This window comes from Bacillus bingmayongensis, assembly GCF_000299035.1.
Lineage (GTDB): Bacteria > Bacillota > Bacilli > Bacillales > Bacillaceae_G > Bacillus_A > Bacillus_A bingmayongensis.
Map to the genome: position 1 here is coordinate 1 of NZ_AKCS01000088.1, position 572 is coordinate 572.

Annotated in this window: 1 protein-coding gene; it reads right to left on the reverse strand. The window is 37.1% G+C overall.

Features of this window, described 5'->3' with window-relative positions; genetic code table 11:
* Positions 1-572 (reverse strand): GerAB/ArcD/ProY family transporter (locus Y7E_RS0106950; RefSeq protein WP_017150561.1); only part of this gene is annotated, 572 nt, incomplete at both ends.

Consider the following 572-nt stretch of genomic DNA (forward strand, 5'->3'; position numbering starts at 1 on the left):
GGAAGCAAAGCAAACATAAAAGGATGAATGCTCTTTTTGAAGAGTTGTGCTAGCCCCAGTGCAGCAGCGTAGTAACTGATCGTATATGTAGCAAATATTTGCATAATCCATATTACAAGCAATAAAGATTCAAAACGTTCAAATATCAAACCAGAAATTTCAAAACTGCGCATGAGATCAATTGTCGGCCAAGTTCTCGTTACAACTCCATCGACGGATAATGCACCGATGACCATTACGACCGTTATTACGTAAAAGATTAACGGAATAGAAATTCCAACTAGAATGACTTTTACTGCTTTGTTTGGTTGCTCCATAAACACCAAAAGGATTAACATGATTTCAGGACCTGTATATGCGAGAGCAGTTGTCTTTATCCCGTTTAACACCGGCTTAACTCCTAAACCTAATACGGGGCGGAGATTATCTATCTCAAATATTCCGAGACTCATCAAGGAAATTAGTAAAAAAATAAACACCGTAATAGGGAATATGATTTCAAACATCCGGGCAATTGAGTTAATGCCACTCATAATCAAATAGAGACCTATCCACATAAAAGGTATAATAAT